Here is an 856-nt window from a genome sequence, read left to right as displayed (position 1 = left end):
CCACTGGCATACGGTTTGGTTTTGGCAAAAAAGTCTCTCGCCCACGCGATACAAGCTTGGTCATCTTCTGCGGAGTCCCATCTTCCGTGCACATTTAATACGTAATTAGCGTCACGGCTAGAATAAGCCATAGATTCAGGTTCTGGTCTAGATGCCGCGCAGCCAAGAGAAGCGATAAAAATCTCGCATTGAGGCGATGGTAACTTCCCTGCATATTCTATCGCCGCATCAATGACACCTTCGCTTAGCGAGTTAAAGTTATGCGATTTCCAATAGTTACGTGCGCCCGGAGTGAGTAAGGGATCAAACGCTTGTTGCCATGCAGCAAATGGTTGTACGCCAACATGCTCACCATGTGCGTCACCAAAATCTCTGAGTGGTGCAATTAGCTTTTCACCCTCGGATGGGTCGCCTGCATAACATATCGCCAGTACGACAACCTCTTTACCGTGAACGCTTTCAGGTAAGAATGGGAGTGGCGGTGCTTTACGACTCACCATCCACACACTTAACTCTTCTGGCGCAGATTCGGTGAATTTTGCAAACTGCGTGATGACCGATTTGGCTTGTTCAAACGGGAAGACAATCAAACCACTCAGTACTTCAGGGCCAACGGGATGCAATTGGAATTCAAACTGCGTAACAATGCCAAAATTACCGCCGCCTCCGCGCAGCGCCCAGAAAAGATCCTCATTTTCTGTTTCACTGGCAAGCAATTGGCGTCCGTCGGCAGTAACGACGTTTGCAGAGACTAAGTTATCTATCGTCATACCGTATTTACGGCTCAACCAACCAAAACCACCACCTAAAGTAAGACCAGCAATACCAGTGGTAGAGTTAATTCCTACCGGGGTCG

1 protein-coding gene is annotated in these 856 nt (G+C 48.5%); it reads right to left on the bottom strand.

What is annotated here, in order from left to right; translation table 11 throughout:
• A partial coding sequence (locus R7R24_RS25690) for an FAD-binding oxidoreductase (RefSeq protein WP_318119946.1) occupies positions 1 to 856 on the bottom strand: 856 nt, incomplete at both ends.

It is taken from the genome of Vibrio sp. 704 (assembly GCF_033339295.1).
This window is presented reverse-complemented; position numbering and strand designations above follow the sequence as displayed.